Origin of the sequence: Pseudomonas sp. PS01297 (genome assembly GCF_029959305.1) — a bacterium.
Lineage (GTDB): Bacteria > Pseudomonadota > Gammaproteobacteria > Pseudomonadales > Pseudomonadaceae > Aquipseudomonas > Aquipseudomonas helleri.
This window is the reverse complement of the sequence record NZ_JASCPQ010000030.1, coordinates 20229-41100: the sequence shown is the minus strand read 5'-3', so window position 1 is coordinate 41100 and position 20872 is coordinate 20229. Positions and strand designations below refer to the sequence as shown.

Here is a 20872-nt window from a genome sequence, read left to right as displayed (position 1 = left end):
AACAGTAGAGTCAGGCCTTGCCGTTACAACTTGACGGTGGCGTCGGGGGGCCGGTGACGCAGGCCACAGGCAAACAGCCCCGGGCTCTTAGCTCGGTCGATAAACGCGCACATTGGCATGTCCCTCACTGAGCAAATGGTGAGCATGCAGGCGACTCATCACGCCTTTGTCGCAATACAACAGGTACTGACGTGTTTCATCCAGTTCCTTGAAGCGGCTGTTCAATGCATAGAACGGCACCGCTTGTACTTCGATGCCAGCCAGTTCCAGCGGTTGATCCTCTTGGGCATCCGGGTGACGGATGTCGATGACGATCTGGCCCGCCAGCACTTCGCTGACCTCTTCGACTTGCAAGTCCTGGCCCAATTCGTCGATCACTCGATCGATCGGCACCAGTTTGGCCCGCTCAAGCGCTCGCTCAAGCACGGCCATATCAAACTGTTGTTCTTCGTACTCCACACGCGGGCGCTTGGCGTGGGTCTTGGGGTTGACCGAAATCACCCCGCAGTATTCAGGCATGTGCTTGGCAAAATCGGCGGTGCCGATCTCGGTTGCCTGATCAATGATGTCCTGCTTGTGGCTGGCGATCAGCGGACGCAAAACCAGCTTGTCGGTCACGCAGTCGATCACCGACAGGTTAGGCAAGGTCTGGCTGGATACCTGGGAAATCGCTTCACCGGTGACCAGTGCATCGATTTCGAGGCGGTCGGCAATACGCGACGCAGCGCGCAACATCATACGCTTCAAAATGACGCCCATATGACCGTTGTCGACTTTGCCGAGAATTTCACCCAGCACTTCTTCAAACGGCACGCTTACAAACAGCACGCGTTGCGAGCTGCCGTACTTCTTCCAGATGTAGTGCGCGACTTCCATCACGCCCAATTCGTGGGCACGCCCGCCGAGGTTGAAGAAGCAGAAATGGCTCATCAGGCCGCGACGCATGATCTGGTAAGCCGCCACGGTGGAGTCGAAACCACCGGACATCAGCACCAGGGTCTGCTCCAGCGAGCCCAGCGGGAAGCCGCCAATGCTGTCGTGCTGGCTGTGAATCACAAACAACCGTTGGTCGCGAATTTCGAAACGGACTTCGATTTCCGGCTTTTTCAGGTCAATTCCGGCCGCGCCGCATTCACGTCGCAGCTTGCTGCCCACGTATTTCTCGATTTCCATCGAGGTAAATGGGTGCTTGCCGCCACGTTTGCAACGCACTGAAAAGATCTTGCCGGCCAACGCATCGCCGAAGTGCAGTTTGCACTTTTCAACGACGTCGTCGAAGTCGCCCAACGGGTACTCGTCGACTTGCAGGAAGTGCGCGATGCCCGGCATGCAGCTCAGGCGTTCGGTCATCTCCTTCAAGGCTTTGGGGTCGCTCACACGGGTTTGCAACTCAATGTTGTCCCACACGCCTGTCACTACCACGGCCGGGTCCAGATCGCGGAGCACAGCACGGATGTTTTTAGCCAATTGACGGACGAAACGCATCCGAACCGGGCGGCTCTTGATAGTGATCTCGGGGAAGACTTTAACAATTAGTTTCATGAAAACAGCGCGCGAGCAGCCTGCCAAAAAAGGGGGGCGCGGATTATAGCGGAAATTGCTCAAGGTTTAACCAGTTATCGTACAAACGGTTTTCATCGCACCAAAATGGTTCATAAAGCACTTATTTCGCTTCATTTGAGTGCGATTAGGGCCGTGAATCCGTAGTCTTGTGGGCTGCCCTGCTTGAGATTGGGGCAAGTCGGGGCACTGGCATGCAATTTGCTCCCTTGTGAGGCAGGTTGCCTTGGCCGAGTATTCGCGCCGGCATCAACCACATTTAAAGGGCTACTCCACTACCAGCCCTAAGCCACCCCGGAGGACACTATGTCGAAGTCGGTTCAACTCATCAAAGATCATGACGTTAAATGGATTGATCTGCGCTTCACTGACACCAAGGGCACACAACATCACGTGACCATGCCGGCCCGTGATGCGTTGGACGAAGACTTCTTCACCGACGGCAAAATGTTCGACGGTTCCTCCATTGCTGGCTGGAAAGGCATCGAAGCGTCCGACATGATCCTGCTGCCAGACGACAGCACGGCTGTTCTGGACCCGTTCACCGAGCAGCCTACGCTGATCCTGGTGTGCGACATCATCGAACCTTCGAGCATGCAGGGTTACGACCGTGACCCACGTGCAATCGCCAAGCGTGCTGAAGAGCACCTGAAAGCGACCGGCATCGGCGACACCGTATTCGCAGGCCCGGAGCCAGAGTTCTTCATCTTTGACTCGGTTAAATTCAAGTCGGACATCTCCGGCTCGATGTTCAAAATCTACTCCGAGCAAGGTTCGTGGATGTCCGACCAGGACGTCGAAGGCGGCAACAAAGGTCACCGTCCAGGCGTTAAAGGCGGCTACTTCCCGGTGCCACCGTTCGACCACGACCACGAAATCCGTACCTCCATGTGCAGCGCACTGGAAGAAATGGGCCTGACCGTTGAAGTTCACCACCACGAAGTGGCGACTGCCGGCCAGAACGAAATCGGCGTCAAGTTCAACACCCTGGTGAAGAAAGCCGACGAAACCCAGACCCTGAAATACGTCGTGCACAACGTTGCCGATGCTTACGGCCGCACCGCGACCTTCATGCCTAAGCCTCTGTATGGCGATAACGGTTCGGGCATGCACGTTCACATGTCCATCTGGAAAGATGGCAAGAACACCTTCGCAGGCGAAGGCTATGCCGGCCTGTCCGACACCGCTCTGTACTTCATCGGCGGCATCATCAAGCACGGTAAGGCACTGAACGGCTTCACCAACCCGGCAACCAACTCCTACAAGCGTCTGGTGCCAGGCTTCGAAGCCCCTGTAATGCTGGCTTACTCGGCGCGTAACCGCTCCGCTTCGATCCGTATTCCTTACGTGTCCAGCCCTAAGGCTCGCCGTATCGAAGCACGTTTCCCGGACCCGGCTGCCAACCCGTACCTGTGCTTCGCTGCACTGCTGATGGCTGGCCTGGACGGCATCCAGAACAAGATCCACCCTGGCGATGCTGCTGACAAAAACCTGTATGACCTGCCGCCAGAAGAAGCCAAGCAGATCCCACAAGTGTGCGGCAGCCTGAAAGAAGCCCTGGAAGAGCTGGACAAAGGTCGTGCGTTCCTGACCAAAGGCGGCGTTTTCAGCGACGACTTCATCGACGCTTACATCGCCCTGAAAAGCGAAGAAGAAATCAAAGTACGTACCTTCGTACACCCACTGGAATACGAGCTGTACTACAGCTGCTAATCCAGACTCACCCGCGCTAGCGGCGTGATGTGAAAGGCCTCCTTCGGGAGGCCTTTTTTTATGCGAAACGTCTTACGCTAATGCGCGCAAACTCTCAGAACTTATCTCCTATGTCTGACAGCCACTTTAAAGCGCGATCTGTAATTTGAGGCAACTCATCATACGGACGCCGACATGACGCTTACTCCTAAAATAAAAGCCTTGCTGCTATCACTGGCCTGCCTGACGTTGTTGGGATGCACCAGCAAAGCGCCTGACGTCATAGTCGAGCAATTGATCAAAACCAGTGAATCCTGGGATGGCGAACCTTACGCCCCCTATCCACTTGGACCGCCTGAAATTACCGTTCTCAAAATCATCATCCCGGCCAATACCGCACTCGGTTGGCACACACATCCCATGCCCAACGTGGCTTACGTGATGTCGGGTGAGCTATTTGTAGAAACCCGGGACGGCAAACACAAACTGCTGCTCAAGCCCGGCCAGGTTCTACCCGAAGTGGTGCAAACAGAACATCGTGGAACCAGCGGTAACCAGCCCGTGGAGCTGATCGTGTTCTATGCGGGCGGTAAGGGCATGCCACTGTCGCAGTAATCGACTGGTGCGCTACTTTTTTGTAAGCCTCTGCGTGCTCGCACTGCCCGCGAGCGCGCAGGTGTACAAACACCTCGACGATCACGGCACGACTCACTACAGCAATACACCCCATGAGCCGTCAAATACCACGCCGATGACACTGGCACCCCTTAACCGCCAACCTGCCGTGGCAATTATCCCCGTCGACAACCCACAACACCTGCTGCCCGAGCAAGAACCCGCCGGCAGTTTTCCAACTGCCACACCCTCGCCTCATCCTCCCGCAAACCCGAACATCGGCGCTTTTGAGAGAAACTGAATCTATTCAGCCAAGTTGCACTATATTGGTGCAATAGATGCACGATGACGTCCTAACCAGCCCACTTTGGTTCAAAAAGCCTCATTGACCGAGCCGGTACGCGATCCAGACGGCCTCCAAGTCCTTATTTCAGGCAATTAGCGCTTCTTTTCGGAGCCTTGGTTTGTTTTTTGCATTTTCCTTGCACCAGCGCCTCACCCGCGCACGCAATCCGGGATCGGCCCATGACCATCAGTGATGCCCTGCACCGACTGTTACTCGACAACCTGACCACCGCCACGTTGCTGCTCAATGACGCTTTGCGCCTTGAGTACATGAACCCGGCGGCGGAAATGCTGCTGGCCATCAGCGGGCAGCGCAGCCATGGGCAATTCATCAGCGAACTGTTCACCGAGACCACCGAGGCCCTGCAATCGCTGCGTCTGGCGGTTGAGCAAGCGCACCCGTTTACCAAGCGCGAAGCGTTGCTGACCTCTGCCACCGGCCAGACCCTGACCGTCGATTACGCAGTCACGCCAATTTTGAGCACGGCGGGCACCATGCTGCTGCTCGAAGTGCACCCACGGGACCGGCTGCTGCGCATCACCAAAGAGGAAGCGCAGCTGTCCAAGCAGGAAACCAGCAAGATGCTGGTGCGCGGTCTGGCTCACGAAATCAAAAACCCGCTGGGCGGTATTCGCGGCGCGGCGCAACTATTGGCGCGCCAACTGCCCGATGAAAACCTGCGCGACTACACCAACGTCATCATCGAAGAAGCCGACCGCCTGCGTAACCTGGTGGACCGCATGCTGGGCTCCAACAAGCTGCCGTCGCTGGCCATGACCAACGTGCACGAAGTGCTCGAGCGCGTGTGCAATCTGGTCGAAGCCGAGACCCAGGGCGACATCACGCTGGTGCGCGATTACGACCCGAGCCTGCCTGACCTGTTGATCGACCGTGAACAGATGATCCAGGCCGTGCTCAATATTGTGCGCAACGCGATGCAGGCCATCAGCGCCCAAAACGAGCTGCGCCTGGGCCGCATCACCTTGCGCACCCGGGCCATGCGCCAGTTCACCATCGGCCATGTGCGCCATCGGCTGGTGACCAAAATTGAAATCATCGACAACGGCCCGGGCATCCCGCCAGAGCTGCACGACACCCTCTTCTTTCCGATGGTCAGCGGACGCCCGGATGGCACCGGGCTGGGCCTTGCCATCACCCAGAACATCATTAGTCAGCACCAGGGATTGATCGAGTGTGAAAGCCAGCCTGGCCACACACTCTTCTCGATCTTTCTACCACTGGAACAAGGAGCCGCATCGACATGAGCCGAAGTGAAACCGTGTGGATCGTCGACGACGACCGTTCAATCCGTTGGGTCCTGGAAAAAGCCTTGCAACAGGAAGGCATGACCACGCAGAGCTTCGACAGCGCCGATGGGGTGATGAGCCGTCTGGCTCGTCAGCAGCCGGACGTGATCATTTCTGACATCCGCATGCCGGGCGCCAGTGGCCTCGACCTGCTGGCCAAGATCCGCGCACAGCATCCGCGCCTGCCCGTGATCATCATGACCGCGCATTCCGACCTGGACAGCGCTGTCGCCTCTTATCAGGGCGGCGCGTTTGAATACCTGCCCAAGCCGTTTGACGTTGACGAGGCCGTGTCGCTGGTCAAGCGTGCTAATCAGCACGCCCAGGAGCAACAAGGCCTGGCCGTGGCGCCCGCAGCGGCCCCCACCCCCGAGATCATTGGCGAAGCGCCCGCGATGCAGGAGGTGTTTCGCGCCATTGGTCGCCTCAGCCACTCCAACATCACCGTGCTGATCAACGGCGAATCCGGCACCGGTAAAGAGCTGGTGGCCCACGCCCTGCATCGCCACAGCCCACGGGCCGCCTCGCCATTTATTGCGTTGAACATGGCGGCGATCCCCAAGGACCTGATGGAGTCCGAGCTGTTCGGTCACGAAAAAGGCGCCTTTACGGGTGCGGCCAACCTGCGTCGCGGACGCTTTGAACAAGCCGACGGCGGCACGTTGTTCCTCGACGAAATCGGCGACATGCCAGCCGACACCCAGACCCGCCTGCTGCGCGTGCTGGCCGATGGCGAATTCTACCGGGTGGGCGGGCATATTCCGGTCAAGGTCGACGTGCGCATCATTGCGGCGACCCACCAGAACCTCGAAACCCTGGTGCAGGCCGGCAAGTTCCGTGAAGACTTGTTCCATCGCCTGAACGTCATCCGCATCCATATTCCGCGTTTGTCAGATCGTCGCGAAGACATCCCGACGCTGGCGCGGCACTTTCTCAGCAGCGCGGCGCAAGAGCTGTCGGTCGAGCCAAAACTGCTGAAAGCCGAAACCGAGCAATACCTGCGCAACCTGCCGTGGCCAGGCAATGTGCGCCAGCTTGAAAACACCTGCCGCTGGATCACGGTAATGGCTTCGGGCCGCGAAGTGCACATCAGCGACTTGCCCCCCGAGTTGCTGAACCTGCATCAAGACGCGTCGCCGGTGACCAACTGGGAGCAAGCGTTGCGGCAATGGGCCGATCAGGCGCTGGGCCGTGGCCAGTCGAGCCTGCTCGACAGTGCGGTACCGACCTTTGAGCGCATCATGATCGAGACGGCCCTCAAACACACCGCTGGCCGCCGCCGCGATGCCGCCGTGTTGCTGGGCTGGGGCCGCAACACCCTGACCCGCAAGATCAAAGAGCTGGGCATGAAAATCGACGGCGACGAGGATGACGGCGACGACGCTTAAACGCCGTTTAATGTAGGAGCAGCCGGTCGACGCTCGATTGTCTCGCGATCTTTTGATCTTTTAAAAGATCGCGAGCAAGCTCGCTCCTACACGTTTACGGACACCGCACCACTCGTATGCATCTCGCCCCACTTCTGTGCACTGCACACCCCAACGCCTCTGACCTGCTGCGCACAACACACCCGCCCCACACACAAAAGCCCCGGATTCCGGGGCTTTTGCGTCTATGCAAAGAAAATAATAGCCAAAAAACAAAACTGGCACGCGCCCTGCAATAACCCTGTTACCTAAGCAACACCGGTTTAGGGGACCTTGGTACAGGCAGGCCAGGACTCCCCACTTTTACACCGCAGCCTTGATGCCATCTGCATCAACGCGCACAACGCTTTTAGGGAACCCGGTACAGGCAGGCCGGGACTCCCTTCTTTTACACCAGAGCCTTGATGCCACCGGCATCAACGCGTTCTACGCTTTTGGGGAGCCTGGTACAGGCAGGCCGGGACTCCCTCTTTTATTACTCATGCAGGTTCACCTGCAGCCGCCAGCGCCCATCCTGCGGCGCACCGGCCCAGTCGCCCTTCAAGGCGCGGGCCGCCACCAGGGTCAGCATCACGCCCGCATCGGTGCGCCTCACTCGCCAGTTCACATCCCTACCGTTCACCTTAAGCTGGCCATTTTGCGGCTGGCCCTTCGCCGCGAATAACAGCCCGAGGGTGCCATCCACCCATTCGCCGTGCAGCTTGGGCTCGTGGTTAAACCACACCACCAACCCCTGCGGCTGTACCTCTATCTGCTGCAGCTCAGTCGGCTCAGGCATCGTCAAACGGCCGATCATCATCCCGACCATCACACCGACTATCGCCAAAGAACCTAAAACCCGTGGCCATAGTTTCGGCCTTGGGTCCTCTTCAGGCGTAGAATGCTGCCCATCTTTATATTCGGAGCCGTGCATGTTTCACGTCATCCTTTTTCAACCAGAAATTCCGCCGAATACCGGCAACATTATCAGGCTCTGCGCCAACAGCGGTTGCCACCTGCACTTGATCGAGCCTATCGGTTTTGAGCTGGACGACAAGCGCCTGCGCCGGGCAGGCCTGGATTATCACGAATACGCGCCGCTCAAGCGCCATGCCGACCTGGCCAGTTGCCTGGAAAGCCTGGGCCATCCGCGCCTGTTCGCTTTTACCACTAAAGGCTCGCGGCCGTTCCACGATGTGCAGTTTGCTGAGGGCGATGCCTTTATCTTCGGCCCTGAAAGCCGTGGCCTGCCGCCTGAGGTGCTCGACGCGCAAGACAGCGATCACCGCCTGCGCCTGCCCATGCGCGAAGGCTGCCGCAGCCTGAACCTGTCCAACACCGTGGCCGTGGCCGTTTACGAAGCCTGGCGCCAGTTGGGGTTTAAGTAACCACACAACACTGTGTAGCCGCTGCCGTAGGCTGCGATAAGGGCCGAAGGACCTTCGCCTTTCATCAAAAGCAAAAGCGGGGCCGCTACGCAACCCATCGCAGCCTGCGGCAGCGGCTACAAGCCCATAAAAAAAGCGCCATTCAGGCGCTTTTTTATGGGCGGGGCGCTGTTTACTGAACAGTCGCGCTGCCTTCTTCTTGCATGCGCTGCAGCTCTTGGGCGTACAGAGCATCGAAGTTCACCGGAGCCAGCATCAACGCCGGGAACGAACCACGAACCACCAGGCTGTCCAGAGTTTCGCGGGCATACGGGAACAGCAGGTTCGGGCAGAACGCGCCCAGGGTGTGGCTCATCGAAGCTTGATCAAGGTTTTTGATCAGGAAGATGCCAGCCTGCTGAACTTCAGCAATAAACGCCACTTCTTCAGCGTTTTTCACGGTGACCGACAAGGTCAGAACCACTTCAAAGAAGTCGCCTTCCAGTGGCTTTTGGCGGGTGTTGAGGTCCAAAGCAACGCTCGGCTCCCACTGCTGACGGAAGATGGCCGGGCTTTTCGGCGCTTCAAACGACAGGTCACGTACGTAAATACGCTGCAGGGAGAATTGTGGAGCAGTGTCTTCGTCGCTAACAGCAGCGGTGTTCTGTTGGTCAGTCATCACAGATCCTTGATCATCTTGGGGCTTTAGAGAATGAGAGTCAGACGTTCAGCAGCGCATCCAATTTACCTGCGCGTTCGAGCGCAAACAGGTCATCGCATCCACCCACATGCCGGTCGCCGATCCAAATTTGCGGAACGGAGGTACGACCTGCTTTTTGGGTCATTTCTGCACGAACTTGAGGCTTGCCGTCGACTTTGATTTCTTCGAAGGCAACACCCTTTTTCTCCAGCAAAGCCTTGGCTCGCATGCAGTAAGGGCAATAGTCGCTGGAATATACGATGACCTTGGACATAGTTACTTCACCACTGGGAGGTTATCTGCACGCCAGGTCGCAATACCGCCGGACAGCTTGGCGGCGTTGTAGCCGGCTTTAAGCAGTTCGCGTGCGTGCGTGCCGGAGTGCTGGCCAGCCGCATCCACCAGGATCAGGGTCTTGCCCTTGTGCTTGTCCAGTTCGGCAATGCGCGCCATCAGTTTGTCTTGCGGAATGTTCAGCGCACCCACAATGTGGCCGGCAGCAAAGTCTTTGGCCGGGCGAATATCAATCACCACGCCTTCGTCGCGATTGACCAGACCGGTCAGTTCGCCGGTGCTGACGCTGCGGCCGCCGCGGCTCACCTCATGGGCGATCAACAACGCCAACAAGATGACAAACGCGCCTACAAGCAGGTAGTGAGAAGTGGCAAATGCAATCAGGTGATCAACCATCAGAAGGTTCCAGGGCGTGAAAATGTGGGCCAGTATACACAGGCACCATGGCCCGCCAAACCCCGCCCGGCGGTGACGCCACATGAACTTCGCTTTAAACTGCGCATCTTCTTGATACTTCTATTAACCACGCCACGAGTGGGATCTATGACTACCACGCCTAAACCTCTGATCCTGATCATCCTGGATGGCTTCGGTCACAGTGAAAGTCACGATTACAACGCCGTCTATTCAGCCAAAAAACCTGTGCTCGATCGCCTCACCGCCAGCATGCCAAACGGCCTGATCTCAGGTTCGGGCATGGATGTAGGGCTGCCGGACGGCCAAATGGGTAACTCCGAGGTCGGCCACATGAACCTCGGCGCCGGGCGCGTGGTTTATCAGGATTTCACCCGCGTCACCAAGTCGATCCGCGACGGCGAGTTCTTCGAGAACCCGACCATTTGCGCAGCCGTGGACAAAGCCGTTGGCGCGGGCAAAGCCGTGCACATCATGGGCCTGCTGTCGGATGGCGGTGTTCACAGCCATCAGGACCACTTGATCGCGATGGCCGAGCTGGCCGTTAAACGCGGCGCTGAAAAAATCTACCTGCACGCCTTCCTTGATGGTCGCGATACGCCGCCTAAAAGCGCTGCATCGTCGATCGAGCTGCTGGACGAGGCCTTCAAAACCCTCGGCAAAGGCCGTATCGCCAGCCTGATTGGCCGTTACTTCGCCATGGACCGCGACAATCGCTGGGACCGTGTGGCGCAAGCCTACAACCTGATCGTCGACGGCAAAGGCGAGTTCAACGCTGCCACCGCGCAACAAGGCCTTGAAGCCGCGTATGCCCGCGGCGAAAGCGATGAGTTCGTAAAACCCACCACCATCGGTGAGCCTGTGACCGTTGAAGACGGCGACGCCGTGGTCTTCATGAACTTCCGTGCCGACCGCGCCCGTGAGCTGACCCGTGTGTTTGTGGAAGACGGCTTCAAGGAATTCGAACGTGCACGCCAGCCGAAACTGGCCGGCTTCGTCATGCTGACCCAATACGCGGCCAGCATCCCGGCCCCGAGCGCCTTCGCACCGGGCAGCCTGGAAAACGTGCTTGGCGATTACCTGGCAAAAAACGGCAAAACCCAGCTGCGCATTGCCGAAACCGAAAAATACGCCCACGTGACGTTCTTTTTCTCGGGTGGCCGCGAAGAACCGTTCCCCGGCGAAGAGCGCATTTTGATTCCGTCGCCGAAAGTCGCGACCTATGACCTGCAGCCAGAAATGAGCGCGCCTGAGGTCACCGACAAAATCGTTGATGCCATCGAGCACCAGCGCTACGACGTGATCGTGGTCAACTACGCCAACGGTGACATGGTCGGCCACAGCGGTGTGTTCGACGCCGCCGTCAAAGCCGTTGAATGCCTGGACGCCTGCGTGGGTCGTATCGTTGAAGCGCTGGACAAAGTGGGCGGCGAAGCGCTGATCACCGCTGACCACGGCAACGTTGAACAGATGGAAGACGAGTCTACTGGTCAGGCGCACACCGCCCACACCTGCGAACCCGTACCGTTCATCTATGTTGGCAAGCGTGCGCTGAAAGTCCGCGAAGGCGGTGTACTGGCTGACGTCGCACCGACCATGCTCAAGCTGTTGGGGCTACCACAGCCCAAAGAAATGACCGGCACCAGCATTCTGGTCGACGCCTAAGCACCCTGTAGCCGCTGCCGCAGGCTGCGATGGGGCGCGCAGCGGCCCTGCTTTATTAAAGGGCCTTCGGCCCTTATCGCAGCCTGCGGCAGCGGCTACAACGTCCTCAACACACTGGATTCAGGCCACAATTTCACCTTCATCCATTCCTTATAGACAACGTTGGCGGGCATACTAGGCCGTCCCGTTCCTCCAGGTGTCGCCCGCCCCATGCTTCGCGCCCTTATAGCTCTGACCCTCACATGCCTGCTCCAACCGGCGTTTGCCGACGAGCGCGCGCAAACTCAACAGCAGCTGGAAGCCACGCGTCAGGACATCGGCGAGCTGAAAAAGCTCCTCGGCAAGCTCCAGGAAGAAAAATCCGGCGCGCAAAAAGACCTGCGCAGCACCGAAACCGAAATCGGCAAGCTGGAAAAGCAGGTGGAGGCCCTGCAACAAGAACTAAAAAAGAGTGAAGGCGAGTTGCTGCGCCTTGATAGTGAGAAGAAAAAACTCAACAGCGCAAAAGTTGAACAGCAACGTCTGATCGCCATTCAAGCCCGGGCCGCGTATCAAGGTGGCCGTCAGGAATACCTCAAGCTGCTGCTCAACCAGCAAAACCCCGAGAAGTTCGCTCGAACCCTCACCTATTACGATTATCTGAGCCAGGCCCGTCTGGCCCAGCTCAAAGGGTTTAACGAAACCCTGCGCCAGTTGGCCAATGTCGAATCCGACATCAACACTCAACAGGCACAACTGCTGACACAAAAAAGCAGCCTGGACAGCCAGCGCGCCGAACTCGACAAAGTCCGAGCTGACCGCCAGCAAGTGCTGGCCAAGATCAACGCCGACGTCAAAAACCGCGATCAAAAGTTACAAGCTCGCGAGCAGGATCAGGCAGATCTGGCTAAAGTCCTCAAGACCATTGAAGAAACCCTCGCCCGTCAGGCCCGCGAAGCCGAAGAGGCGCGGCAAAAAGCCCTGATCGCGCAACAGGAAGCCGAAAAGAAACGCCAGCGTGAGGCTGAATCGGTAGCTACTGACGCCCCACGCAAAGTGGTCAAGTCCACCCCAGGTGCCTTGGTTTCAAGTGCAGGCGTCTCTTATGGCGGACCTTTTTCTCAGGCACGGGGCAAACTTCCTTGGCCGGTTGATGGTCGATTGCTTGCCCGCTTCGGTGAAAGCCGTGGCGATGACGCCCGTGCCAAGTGGGACGGGGTGATGATCAGCGCCAATGCGGGCACCCAGGTGCACGCGGTGCACGGCGGTCGGGTGGTGTTTGCCGACTGGCTGCGCGGCGCCGGGCAACTGGTCATTCTGGACCACGGTAACGGTTACTTAAGTTTGTATGGCCACAATCAGACCCTGCTTAAGTCCGCTGGAGACATTGTGAAAGCTGGCGATGTGATCTCCACCGTGGGCAACAGCGGTGGGCAAGCCACACCAGCGCTGTACTTTGCTATTCGTCAGCAGGGCCGCCCCAGCGACCCTGCACAATGGTGCCGCACTCAAGGATGAGTGCCATCACCTTTAATACGTAGGAGTTCGTTCAACATGCCGCACTTGTCCCGCCTCAACTCGCTGGCCCTGACGATCGCTCTGGTGATTGGATCACCCATGGTGTTTGCTGCCCAGCCAGTCGCTCAGCCTGCGGCCGCTGCCAGCGCCAAGGCACCGCTGCCGCTGGAAGAGCTGCGTACATTTGCCGAGGTCATGGACCGCATCAAGGCCGCGTATGTTGAACCGGTAGACGACAAGACCCTGCTGGAGAACGCCATCAAGGGCATGCTCAGCAACCTTGACCCGCACTCTGCGTACCTGGGCCCCGAAGACTTCGCCGAGCTGCAAGAAAGCACCAGCGGCGAGTTCGGTGGCCTGGGCATCGAAGTCGGCTCGGAAGACGGCAATATCAAAATCGTTTCGCCGATCGATGACACCCCCGCCAGCAAGGCCGGCATCCAGGCGGGCGACTTCATCGTCAAGATCAATGGCCAGCCTACCAACGGCCTGACCATGACCGAAGCCGTGGACAAAATGCGCGGCAAGGTCGGCCAAAAAATCACCCTGACCCTGGTTCGCGGTGGCGGTGCGCCATTCGATGTGACGCTGACCCGCGCCAATATCCAGGTCAAGAGCGTCAAGGCACAACTGCTCGAAGACGGCTACGGCTATATCCGCATTACCCAGTTCCAGGTCAAGACCGGCGAAGAAGTCGCCGCGGCGCTGGCCAAACTGCGCAAAGAAAACGGCAACAAGAAGCTCAAGGGCATCATCCTTGACCTGCGTAACAACCCGGGCGGCGTGCTGCAATCAGCCGTTGAAGTGGTCGACCACTTCATCAAGAAAGGCCTGATCGTGTACACCAAAGGCCGCCTGCCAAACTCCGAACTGCGCTTCTCGGCCACCGGCAAAGACTTGAGCGAAGCTGTGCCGCTGGTGGTGCTGATCAACGGCGGCAGCGCCTCGGCATCCGAAATCGTCGCCGGCGCCCTGCAAGATCAAAAACGTGGCGTGGTCATGGGCACGCCAAGCTTCGGCAAAGGCTCGGTGCAGACCGTCTTGCCGCTGAACAACGACCGCGCACTGAAGATCACCACCGCGCTGTACTACACCCCGAACGGGCGCTCGATTCAGGCCCAGGGCATCGTGCCGGACATCGAAGTCAATCGCGCCAAGATCACCCGCGAGCAAGACAACGAGTACTACAAAGAGGCCGACCTGCAAGGTCACCTCGGCAACGGCAACGGCGGTGCAGACAAACCGACCGGCTCCGGCACCAAAGCCAAACCCATGCCGCAAGACGATGACTACCAGTTGAGCCAGGCCTTGAGCCTGCTCAAAGGCTTGAGCATCACGCGCGGCAATTAAAGGTGCGCTTCTGGTCTGTCATCGCCCTGCTCTGCTGCCTGAGCGGCGCCGCCCACGCGGCGCCTGCCAGCAACCCCGAGGCACCGCGCAAGGCTTACCTGACCCTGATCATCGACGACCTGGGGCAAAACCTGCCCCGTGATCGGCGTGTTCTGGCCTTTGCGGGGCCGGTGACCACGGCAATCATGCCCGACACCCCGCACGCCGCTGAATTTGCCCGTGAAGCGCACAAGGCGGGCAAAATCGTCATTCTGCACATGCCGATGGACCCGGCCACAGGGCCGTTTGCCTGGCACCCCGACCTGCCTCTGGAGGAACTGGCCAAACGCCTCGATGCGGCATTCAAGGCCGTGCCCTACACCAGCGGCATCAACAACCATGAAGGCAGCCGCATGACCGCTCAGCCGCAGGCGATGGCCTGGTTGATGGGCGAGTTGCAACAGCGGCACAAATTCTTCGTCGACAGCCGCACCAGCGCCAAAACGGTTGCCGCGGCCGAGGCGCAAAAAATTGGCCTGGCCAGCGTGTCGCGGGACGTGTTCCTGGACAACGTGCGCACCGAAGACGCCATCACCCAGCAGCTCAACACCGCGATCAAACACGCACGCAGCCACGGCTCGGTGGTCATGATCGGTCACCCCTACCCGCAAACCCTCGCTGTGCTCGAACGCGAACTGCCCAAGCTCAAAGCCCGGGGCATCGACTGGATCGACATCAAACAAATGATCGGCGTGCGCAGCAACCAAGCGATGGACGCGCATGGCAAGAACGGGGTTTATCGCTGAAACATCTTTGTAGGAGCGAGCTTGCCTCGCGATCTTTTTAAAGATCAAAAGATCGCGAGGCAGAGGTTGAGTTAGAGGTAGCGAGCGCGGATTTTGTCCAGTTCGCCTTCGGCCTTGAGCTGATCCAGCGCGGTCTGCAATTTGCTGACCACGGCGTCGGGCACTTGCTTGTTCAATGCCAGAAACAACTGCGCCTGATTAAACCGCAGCACCGTCTTGAACCCTGAAATACCCACCTGCCGGGCCAAAAACTGCCCCGCCGGATCACCTGTGGCCCACAGGTCGATGTGACCGGCCTGCAGCTTTCTGGCGTTGTCCTGGTCGCGTAACACAATGACCGGCGCGTAGCCCTGCTTCTCCAGGAACATGGCGATCACATCGTCCTTGTAAGCGCCTATTCGATAGGCCCGCGCTTGCTCAAGCGTGGTCAGTTCAATGGGGCTATTGGCCCGCGCCAGCAGCACCCAGTCGTCCGGGCCAAGCGGGCCGACCCACTTGAACAGGTGTTCACGCTCAGGCACCCGCGCCGTTACAAACACCCCGTAGTTGGGGTTATCCATCGCCAGGTTGTAAATACGCTGCCAAGGGAAGCGCAAGGTCATGCTGTAGTCGACGCCTGCACGCTCGAACGTTTCACGCAGAATATCGACGGCAATGCCTTCAAGATTCTGGTTCTGCGCAAAGTTCTTGCCGTTTTTGGCCATGTTGTAAGGCGGGAAATTTTCAGTCAGCAGCACCAGCGATGGCCGCTCGGCCGGGGCCGCAAACACGCTACTCACCAGCAACATCGTGCAACTGGCAAGCAAGAAACAGAGACGCTTAAACATAACGTTTACCCAAATCCATGGTGTGCAAAGAGTGCCGTGGGCTTGCCATGCTGTCCAGTAGCCTTTGGACGTGTGGCCGGATTGGGTAAAACGATGAAGCATCAGCGCCCATTGCAGGCGCTGAAGGGCCAGGCTATTAGCGCACTACAATCCCGCGCTCAGCCATATAGGCCTTGGCTTCTGGCACGGTGTATTCGCCGAAGTGGAAAATACTGGCGGCCAGCACGGCACTGGCGTGGCCTTCCAGGATGCCATCGGCCAAATGCTGCAGGTTGCCGACGCCCCCGGAAGCGATGACCGGAATGCCCAGCGCGTCGCTGATGGCACGGGTCACGCCCAGGTCAAAACCGCTTTTCATGCCGTCCTGATCCATGCTGGTCAGCAGGATCTCACCGGCGCCCAAGCCTTCCATCTTCATCGCCCACTCGACCGCGTCGAGCCCGGTCGGCTTGCGCCCGCCATGGGTGAAGATTTCCCAACGCGGGGTTTCACCCGGCTGCGAGACTTTTTTCGCATCAATGGCGACCACGATGCACTGCGAGCCGAAATGCTGCGCGGCTTCGCCCACAAACTCCGGGTTGAACACCGCCGCCGTGTTGATCGACACCTTGTCGGCACCGGCATTGAGCAGGTTGCGAATGTCTTGAATGCAACGCACGCCGCCGCCCACGGTCAGCGGGATAAACACCTGGCTGGCCATGCGCTCAACGGTATGCAGCGTGGTGTCGCGGCCATCGACGCTGGCGGTGATGTCGAGAAAGGTAATCTCGTCAGCCCCTTGCTCGTCATAGCGACGGGCGATCTCGACCGGGTCACCCGCATCGCGGATGTTCTCAAATTTAACGCCCTTCACAACCCGACCGTTATCCACGTCCAGGCAAGGGATGATGCGTTTGGCCAGCGCCATGCGGTTCTCCTCAGCCCTTGTAGCTGTCGCAGAAGGCTTGCGCTTCGGCGACATCCAAGGTGCCTTCGTAGATGGCGCGGCCAGTGATGGCGCCCACGATGCCCGGCGCCTTGGCGTCCAGCAGGGCTTTGATATCGCCCAGGTTGTGGATACCGCCCGACGCGATCACCGGGATGCTAGTGGCCGCGGCCAAGGCTGCGGTGAACTCCACGTTGCAGCCCTGCATCATGCCGTCTTTGGCGATGTCGGTATAAACGATGGCCGACACGCCGTCGGCTTCAAAGCGCTTGGCCAGGTCGATGACCTGCACGTTGCTGACTTCAGCCCAGCCGTCAGTGGCCACGAAGCCATCTTGCGCATCCATGCCGACAATGATTTTGCCGGGGAAGGCACGGCAGGCTTCAGCCACGAACTCCGGGTTCTTGACCGCTTTGGTGCCCAGGATCACATAGCTCACGCCCGCCTTGACGTAGTGCTCGATGGTCTCCAGCGAGCGAATGCCGCCGCCAATCTGGATCGGCAGGTGCGGGTAACGCTTGGCGATGGCAGTCACCACCTCACCGTTGACCGGCTGGCCTTCAAAGGCGCCGTTCAGGTCAACCAGATGCAGACGACGGCAACCGCCTTCTACCCATTTGGCGGCCATGCTCACCGGGTCATCGGAGAACACCGTGGAATCTTCCATACGGCCTTGGCGCAGACGTACACAGGCACCGTCTTTAAGATCGATAGCGGGGATAATCAGCATCTGGCAAACCTTCAAATTCGGGAGTCAGTGACTCGAAAATCAATTCTTTTCAAGTGCCCACAGGTCGCTTTCGATGCTCTCGAACCTCTCTTTGAGGTGCGTCTGCACATCGAAAATCGCGCGATTGTAGTAATGCGGCGCGATTTCGCGAGTGAACAGCTCAAGGATTTCAGCCGCTTCAAACGAACCCAGGTCCAGTTCGAAGCGGTCTTCCATAAAGCGTTTAATTTTGCTGGTGGCTTCGCTCTCTTGCTCTGGGGTGAGCGTGAGAATCGGCAGCTTCGGCTTGCGCGGCGCCATTACCAGCGGCCGTCCCAGGCAACGAAGTTTTCCAGCAACTGCAAGCCGTGGGTGTGGCTCTTCTCGGGGTGGAACTGCACCGCGAAACGCGAGCCTTCGGCCAGCGCAGCCGCGAAGTCGACGCCGTAATGCCCGCCACCGACCACCTGGCGAGGGTTGCCCGCCGAGATGTAGTAGCTGTGCACAAAGTAGAAGCGCGCCAGGTCCGGAATGCTGTGCCACAGCGGGTGATCGACCTTCTGCTGCACTTCGTTCCAGCCCATGTGCGGCACCTTGAGGTGCTCGCCCTCTTCATGAAGGTCTTTGCCGAAAAACTTCACCTGGCCCGGGAACAGGCCGATGCAGTCGACGCCGCCGTTCTCTTCGCTGCTGTCGAGCAGGGCTTGCATGCCGACGCAAATACCCAGAAAAGGACGGTCCTGGCTGACTTCACGCACCAGCGAGTCGAAACCCAAACGGCGGATTTCAGCCATGCAGTCGCGAATCGCGCCCACACCCGGGAACACCACGCGGTCGGCTTCGCGAATCACGTTGGCATCGCTGGTGATCAACACCCGGCCGGCGCCCACGTGTTCCAGCGCCTTGGCCACCGAGTGCAAGTTACCCATGCCGTAATCGATAACCGCCACTGTCTGCATCAGAGTACGCCCTTGGTCGATGGCATTTGCCCGGCCATACGCTCATCGAGCGTGATCGCCATGCGCAGTGCGCGGCCGAAAGCCTTGAACACGGTTTCGATCTGGTGGTGGGTGTTGGTGCCGCGCAGGTTGTCGATGTGCAGTGTCACGTTGGCGTGGTTCACAAAGCCCTGGAAGAACTCTTGAAACAGGTCAACGTCGAAACCGCCGACGGTGGCACGGGTGTACGGAACATGCATTTGCAGGCCAGGACGGCCCGAAAAATCGATGACCACGCGCGACAGCGCTTCATCCAGCGGGACATAAGCGTGACCGTAGCGGGTCATGCCTTTTTTGTCGCCGACCGCTTGGTTGAAGGCTTTACCCAGGGTAATGCCAACGTCCTCGACGGTATGGTGATCGTCGATATGCAGGTCGCCTTTGCACTCGATGTCCAGGTCGATCAGCCCATGCCGGGCGATCTGGTCGAGCATGTGCTCAAGAAAAGGCACACCGATATCGAATCGGGCCTTACCGGTACCATCCAAGTTGATCGAGGCTTTGATCTGGGTTTCCAGAGTATCGCGCTCGACTGACGCCTTACGTTCGGCCATCACCAGCTCCGCAAAATCATTGGGCGAAAAAGGTGGCCATTATAGGCACGGGTCAGGCAAACAGAAACATGGAAGGGGATGAGCGTACGCAAAACACTGTAGGAGCGAGCTCGCCTCGCGATCTTTTGATCTTTAAAGCTCGCGAGGCAAGCTCGCTCCTACAGATTAACCACGGGTATTAGTGAAACAGCACCGCTGTTTTCTGCACCGTGACCCACACACCCCACAACAGGGGAATGCCCACCGCCAACCACGCGGCAATGGTCAAGGGACGGCTGCCCGGCGCGGCTTTCCATTCCAGCGAGGTCGTCACATCGGCGCCTTTGTCATGCCCCAGCGCTTGCTCAGCCGCCAGTTGCGCGTCGGTCATGAAGTACTTGTCAGCCACCGGGCGCACCAGCAGGTTGCAGATAAAGCCCAGCACCAGCAGGCCCGCCAAGATGTACAAGGTGATGTCATAGGCCGCCGCGCGTGGCACCCCGATGCTCAACTGGTACTCGCGCAGGTAGTTGACCAATACCGGCCCCAACACACCCGCCGCCGCCCAGGCGGTCAGCAAGCGGCCGTGAATGGCCCCGACCATTTGCGTGCCGAACAAGTCCGCCAAGTAAGCCGGCACCGTGGCAAAACCACCGCCGTACATCGACAAGATGATGCAGAACGCCGCCACAAACAGCGACACGTTGCCCAGATGCCCCAGGTTGGGAACCATCGCGTACAGCGCAAAGCCCAGCGCGAAAAACACAAAATAGGTGTTTTTGCGCCCCAGGTAGTCCGAGAACGACGCCCAAAAGAATCGCCCGCCAATGTTGAACAAGCTCAACAAACCGGTGAACCCGGCCGCGATGGCCGCGATCTGGCCCAGTTGCACAGCGTCCAGCTGGCTGAACGACAGGTCGTTGCCCAGCAACTTGCCGGCGAACACCTCCTGCAACAACGGCGAGGCCATGCCCAGAATGCCGATACCGGCCGACACGTTCAGGCACAACACCAGCCACACCAAAGCAAACTGCGGTGTTTTCCAGGCCACGCTCACGTGCACATGGCGCTTGGTGATCATCGAGTTGGCCACCTTGTTCGGCGAAGGCGTCCAGCCTGCGGGCTTCCAGCCGGTCGGCGGCACGCGGTACGACAAAGCGCCACCGATCATGAACACGAAGTAAATCGCCGCCATGGCCACAAAGCTCTGCCACACACCCACGCCATCCGGCCCGGCAAAATGCCCCATCAACGCAGTCGCCAACGGTGCGCCCACCATGGCCCCGCCGCCGAAGCCCATGATCGCCATGCCGGTGGCCATGCCGCGTTTGTCCGGGAACCACTTGATCAGCGTCGACACGGGCGAGATGTAACCCAGGCCCAGACCGATACCGCCGATCACCCCCGAACCCAGCCACATCAGCCAGATTTGGTGGGTATAAATGCCCAGCGCCGAAATCAGCAGGCCGCCGCACCAGCACAATGCCGAGACCACACCCGCCTTGCGTGGCCCGGCATGTTCCAGCCAACCGCCCCACACCGCTGCCGAGCAGCCCAGAAAGATGAAGAACAAGGTGTAGATCCAGCCGAGCATCGAGATCGGCCAGTCGCATTGCGATGAGAACACCTGCGCGATAAAACTCATGTCCGGCGCGCAAGCAACGGCTTGGGTGATGCCTACCGCTTTAGACAATGGCAGCCAAAACACGGAAAAACCGTAAGCCATACCGATGCACAAGTGAATGGCCAACGCGGCAGGCGGAACCAGCCAGCGGTTGAAACCGGGTTTGGCGATGATGCGTTCTTTGGACAAAAACGCAGGCTGCGAGGCAGGGTTGCCCGCGACAGTACTGGTTGTCATTGTTATCTCCCCCATGGATGG

At 58.8% G+C, this 20872-nt stretch carries 21 protein-coding genes; 9 read left to right on the top strand and 12 right to left on the bottom strand.

Going from position 1 to position 20872, the window contains the following annotated elements:
- Positions 1-87: 87 nt before the first annotated feature.
- Positions 88-1542: a tRNA uracil 4-sulfurtransferase ThiI gene (gene thiI, locus QMX84_RS11450; RefSeq protein WP_282363841.1), complete on the bottom strand. Its 1455-nt coding sequence runs from the start codon at positions 1540-1542 to the stop codon at positions 88-90.
- 324 nt (positions 1543-1866) lie between these two features.
- Here thiI and glnA point away from each other — a divergent pair, with 324 nt between their 5' ends.
- The 4 genes from glnA (at position 1867) to ntrC (ending at position 6908) form a co-directional block, all read left to right on the top strand.
- Positions 1867-3273, top strand: a complete 1407-nt coding sequence (gene glnA, locus QMX84_RS11445) for a type I glutamate--ammonia ligase (RefSeq protein WP_048386455.1) — start codon at positions 1867-1869, stop codon at positions 3271-3273.
- 174 nt (positions 3274-3447) lie between these two features.
- Positions 3448-3867 carry a cupin domain-containing protein gene (locus QMX84_RS11440; protein WP_262123309.1) on the top strand — a complete coding sequence of 140 codons (420 nt, stop codon included), beginning with the start codon at positions 3448-3450 and terminating at the stop codon, positions 3865-3867.
- Positions 3868-4392: 525 nt separating this feature from the next.
- Positions 4393-5478, top strand: a complete 1086-nt coding sequence (glnL, locus tag QMX84_RS11435; protein ID WP_048366779.1) for a nitrogen regulation protein NR(II) — start codon at positions 4393-4395, stop codon at positions 5476-5478.
- On the top strand, positions 5475-6908 hold the full coding sequence (ntrC, locus tag QMX84_RS11430; RefSeq protein ID WP_048366780.1) for a nitrogen regulation protein NR(I): 1434 nt from the start codon (positions 5475-5477) through the stop codon (positions 6906-6908). Before glnL ends, ntrC begins: the two co-directional genes overlap by 4 nt.
- 514 nt (positions 6909-7422) lie before the next feature.
- Here the strand turns inward: ntrC and QMX84_RS11425 are convergent.
- Positions 7423-7860 (bottom strand): hypothetical protein, encoded by a 438-nt coding sequence (locus QMX84_RS11425; protein WP_282363840.1) that lies wholly within the window; start codon positions 7858-7860, stop codon positions 7423-7425.
- Between QMX84_RS11425 and trmL the strand changes: the two genes are divergently transcribed.
- Positions 7859-8314, top strand: coding sequence for a tRNA (uridine(34)/cytosine(34)/5-carboxymethylaminomethyluridine(34)-2'-O)-methyltransferase TrmL (gene trmL, locus QMX84_RS11420; protein WP_048366782.1), 456 nt, complete (start codon positions 7859-7861; stop codon positions 8312-8314). The two genes, QMX84_RS11425 and trmL, sit on opposite strands and share 2 nt — an antisense overlap.
- A 172-nt stretch (positions 8315-8486) precedes the next feature.
- On the opposite strand, the gene secB is transcribed toward trmL, so the two are convergent.
- Genes secB through QMX84_RS11405 form a run of 3 tightly spaced genes read right to left on the bottom strand, consistent with a single transcriptional unit; the run spans position 8487 to position 9683 of the window.
- On the bottom strand, positions 8487-8972 hold the full coding sequence (gene secB / locus QMX84_RS11415; RefSeq protein WP_048366783.1) for a protein-export chaperone SecB: 486 nt from the start codon (positions 8970-8972) through the stop codon (positions 8487-8489).
- Positions 8973-9012: 40 nt separating this feature from the next.
- Complete coding sequence (grxC, locus tag QMX84_RS11410) at positions 9013-9267, bottom strand: glutaredoxin 3 (protein ID WP_048386465.1); 255 nt, start codon at positions 9265-9267, stop codon at positions 9013-9015.
- A gap of 2 nt (positions 9268-9269) precedes the next feature.
- Positions 9270-9683, bottom strand: coding sequence for a rhodanese-like domain-containing protein (locus QMX84_RS11405; protein WP_048366785.1), 414 nt, complete (start codon positions 9681-9683; stop codon positions 9270-9272).
- 147 nt (positions 9684-9830) lie between these two features.
- Here QMX84_RS11405 and gpmI point away from each other — a divergent pair, with 147 nt between their 5' ends.
- The 4 genes from gpmI to QMX84_RS11385 all read left to right on the top strand — a co-directional run bounded on the left by gpmI (position 9831) and on the right by QMX84_RS11385 (position 14998).
- Positions 9831-11366, top strand: a complete 1536-nt coding sequence (gene gpmI / locus QMX84_RS11400; RefSeq protein WP_282363839.1) for a 2,3-bisphosphoglycerate-independent phosphoglycerate mutase — start codon at positions 9831-9833, stop codon at positions 11364-11366.
- Positions 11367-11576: 210 nt separating this feature from the next.
- Positions 11577-12863, top strand: a complete 1287-nt coding sequence (locus QMX84_RS11395; protein ID WP_048366787.1) for a murein hydrolase activator EnvC — start codon at positions 11577-11579, stop codon at positions 12861-12863.
- Positions 12864-12899: 36 nt separating this feature from the next.
- Positions 12900-14213 (top strand): S41 family peptidase, encoded by a 1314-nt coding sequence (locus tag QMX84_RS11390; protein WP_153334308.1) that lies wholly within the window; start codon positions 12900-12902, stop codon positions 14211-14213.
- A gap of 2 nt (positions 14214-14215) precedes the next feature.
- Complete coding sequence (locus tag QMX84_RS11385; RefSeq protein ID WP_282363838.1) at positions 14216-14998, top strand: divergent polysaccharide deacetylase family protein; 783 nt, start codon at positions 14216-14218, stop codon at positions 14996-14998.
- 71 nt (positions 14999-15069) lie between these two features.
- Here QMX84_RS11385 and QMX84_RS11380 read toward each other — a convergent pair whose 3' ends face one another.
- The 7 genes from QMX84_RS11380 to QMX84_RS11350 all read right to left on the bottom strand — a co-directional run bounded on the left by QMX84_RS11380 (position 15070) and on the right by QMX84_RS11350 (position 20851).
- A complete protein-coding gene (locus tag QMX84_RS11380; RefSeq protein WP_262126629.1) occupies positions 15070-15825 on the bottom strand; it encodes an ABC transporter substrate-binding protein in 756 nt (251 codons plus the stop codon).
- A gap of 136 nt (positions 15826-15961) precedes the next feature.
- Positions 15962-16732, bottom strand: coding sequence for an imidazole glycerol phosphate synthase subunit HisF (gene hisF, locus QMX84_RS11375; protein WP_048388931.1), 771 nt, complete (start codon positions 16730-16732; stop codon positions 15962-15964).
- A 10-nt stretch (positions 16733-16742) separates the two neighbouring features.
- Complete coding sequence (gene hisA, locus QMX84_RS11370) at positions 16743-17480, bottom strand: 1-(5-phosphoribosyl)-5-[(5-phosphoribosylamino)methylideneamino]imidazole-4-carboxamide isomerase (protein ID WP_123751027.1); 738 nt, start codon at positions 17478-17480, stop codon at positions 16743-16745.
- Between the two features lie 39 nt (positions 17481-17519).
- Positions 17520-17780, bottom strand: coding sequence for a DUF2164 domain-containing protein (locus QMX84_RS11365; RefSeq protein WP_048366793.1), 261 nt, complete (start codon positions 17778-17780; stop codon positions 17520-17522).
- Positions 17780-18418, bottom strand: a complete 639-nt coding sequence (gene hisH, locus QMX84_RS11360) for an imidazole glycerol phosphate synthase subunit HisH (protein ID WP_123751026.1) — start codon at positions 18416-18418, stop codon at positions 17780-17782. The genes QMX84_RS11365 and hisH overlap by 1 nt, the downstream gene beginning before the upstream one ends.
- Positions 18418-19011: an imidazoleglycerol-phosphate dehydratase HisB gene (hisB, locus tag QMX84_RS11355; RefSeq protein ID WP_048366795.1), complete on the bottom strand. Its 594-nt coding sequence runs from the start codon at positions 19009-19011 to the stop codon at positions 18418-18420. Before hisB ends, hisH begins: the two co-directional genes overlap by 1 nt.
- 178 nt (positions 19012-19189) lie before the next feature.
- Entirely contained in the window at positions 19190-20851 is a 1662-nt protein-coding gene (locus QMX84_RS11350; protein ID WP_282363836.1) for an OFA family MFS transporter, read from the bottom strand.
- Positions 20852-20872 lie beyond the last annotated feature (21 nt).

What these genes read in the sequence shown, in the direction of transcription:
- thiI (WP_282363841.1), bottom strand. Translation starts at nt 1,542, where the DNA reads ATGAAACTAATTGTTAAAGTCTTCCCCGAGATCACTATCAAGAGCCGC.
- glnA (WP_048386455.1), top strand. Translation starts at nt 1,867, where the DNA reads ATGTCGAAGTCGGTTCAACTCATCAAAGATCATGACGTTAAATGGATT.
- QMX84_RS11440 (WP_262123309.1), top strand. Translation starts at nt 3,448, where the DNA reads ATGACGCTTACTCCTAAAATAAAAGCCTTGCTGCTATCACTGGCCTGC.
- glnL (WP_048366779.1), top strand. Translation starts at nt 4,393, where the DNA reads ATGACCATCAGTGATGCCCTGCACCGACTGTTACTCGACAACCTGACC.
- ntrC (WP_048366780.1), top strand. Translation starts at nt 5,475, where the DNA reads ATGAGCCGAAGTGAAACCGTGTGGATCGTCGACGACGACCGTTCAATC.
- trmL (WP_048366782.1), top strand. Translation starts at nt 7,859, where the DNA reads ATGTTTCACGTCATCCTTTTTCAACCAGAAATTCCGCCGAATACCGGC.
- QMX84_RS11425 (WP_282363840.1), bottom strand. Translation starts at nt 7,860, where the DNA reads ATGCACGGCTCCGAATATAAAGATGGGCAGCATTCTACGCCTGAAGAG.
- secB (WP_048366783.1), bottom strand. Translation starts at nt 8,972, where the DNA reads ATGACTGACCAACAGAACACCGCTGCTGTTAGCGACGAAGACACTGCT.
- grxC (WP_048386465.1), bottom strand. Translation starts at nt 9,267, where the DNA reads ATGTCCAAGGTCATCGTATATTCCAGCGACTATTGCCCTTACTGCATG.
- QMX84_RS11405 (WP_048366785.1), bottom strand. Translation starts at nt 9,683, where the DNA reads ATGGTTGATCACCTGATTGCATTTGCCACTTCTCACTACCTGCTTGTA.
- gpmI (WP_282363839.1), top strand. Translation starts at nt 9,831, where the DNA reads ATGACTACCACGCCTAAACCTCTGATCCTGATCATCCTGGATGGCTTC.
- QMX84_RS11395 (WP_048366787.1), top strand. Translation starts at nt 11,577, where the DNA reads ATGCTTCGCGCCCTTATAGCTCTGACCCTCACATGCCTGCTCCAACCG.
- QMX84_RS11390 (WP_153334308.1), top strand. Translation starts at nt 12,900, where the DNA reads ATGCCGCACTTGTCCCGCCTCAACTCGCTGGCCCTGACGATCGCTCTG.
- QMX84_RS11380 (WP_262126629.1), bottom strand. Translation starts at nt 15,825, where the DNA reads ATGTTTAAGCGTCTCTGTTTCTTGCTTGCCAGTTGCACGATGTTGCTG.
- hisF (WP_048388931.1), bottom strand. Translation starts at nt 16,732, where the DNA reads ATGGCGCTGGCCAAACGCATCATCCCTTGCCTGGACGTGGATAACGGT.
- hisA (WP_123751027.1), bottom strand. Translation starts at nt 17,480, where the DNA reads ATGCTGATTATCCCCGCTATCGATCTTAAAGACGGTGCCTGTGTACGT.
- QMX84_RS11365 (WP_048366793.1), bottom strand. Translation starts at nt 17,780, where the DNA reads ATGGCGCCGCGCAAGCCGAAGCTGCCGATTCTCACGCTCACCCCAGAG.
- hisH (WP_123751026.1), bottom strand. Translation starts at nt 18,418, where the DNA reads ATGCAGACAGTGGCGGTTATCGATTACGGCATGGGTAACTTGCACTCG.
- hisB (WP_048366795.1), bottom strand. Translation starts at nt 19,011, where the DNA reads ATGGCCGAACGTAAGGCGTCAGTCGAGCGCGATACTCTGGAAACCCAG.
- QMX84_RS11350 (WP_282363836.1), bottom strand. Translation starts at nt 20,851, where the DNA reads ATGACAACCAGTACTGTCGCGGGCAACCCTGCCTCGCAGCCTGCGTTT.